Annotated in this window: 1 protein-coding gene; it reads left to right on the top strand. The window is 64.7% G+C overall.

What is annotated here, in order from left to right; translation table 11 throughout:
* Positions 1 to 136: 136 nt before the first annotated feature.
* Positions 137 to 739, top strand: a 603-nt coding sequence (locus IM708_RS21130) for a hypothetical protein (protein ID WP_209428514.1), incomplete at its 3' end; no start/stop codon positions are given.

The raw sequence follows: 739 nt of genomic DNA, 5'->3' as shown, positions 1-739 counted from the left end.
AATCAAGTGGGAATGCCAGGATGCGTGACCCGCTCTCAGCAAAATTTCCAGACATCAGGTTGCTCAATCCACTGCGCCCGAACGGGAAAGGATCCGGCCACGGCGTTGCCGTCGCTGGTCCGGGCTCGCCGGGGGCGTGGATACCGTCGCGGCGGCAGTCGGCCGTGCGCCATCCGCCTCTGCCCCGGCCCCGGCGGCCAATGTCCCGGCTCAACCCGACGCCACCACGAAAGCGAGCAAGGACAAGAGCCGTCCAGCACCGCCGGCCCGTCGCAAGGCTTCGACCGACGAAACCACGCTGCAGACATTCACGCAGCGCTATTTCGATCTCCGGTCCGAGGGGTATGCGCTCGAACGGAAGTCCGAGACGCCCGATCCCACTTCCGGTGCAAGCTATGTCGCCAACTCACGACGCAACCAACAGGCAACAGTCGCGCTTTTCATCGACATCTGCGGGGATCTGCCGCTGATCGTCATCACCCAGAAGGACACCAGGGGCTTCAGCGAAATCCTGCAGAAGATCGCCTCCAATCACGGGAAGTCCGCCAAGGACAAGCGCCCGATCCGCGAGGTGGTCGAGAACGCCGATGCCGAGGAGGTGCGCCGCCGCGACGAGATCGGTTTCAGGATGAGGGCTGAAGGGCGGAGCCCGGGCGAGGTCGAGGACGCCATGTCGACGGCGCGCATTCCGCGCCTGCGCACGGACACCTGCGTGCGTCATATGCGCGATTTCAAGCTC

The sequence above is a fragment of the Pararhodobacter sp. SW119 genome, from assembly GCF_017811755.1.
Taxonomy (GTDB): domain Bacteria; phylum Pseudomonadota; class Alphaproteobacteria; order Rhodobacterales; family Rhodobacteraceae; genus Pararhodobacter.
The sequence above is the reverse complement of the archived record's forward strand: the minus strand, read 5'-3'. Positions and strand labels throughout refer to the sequence as shown.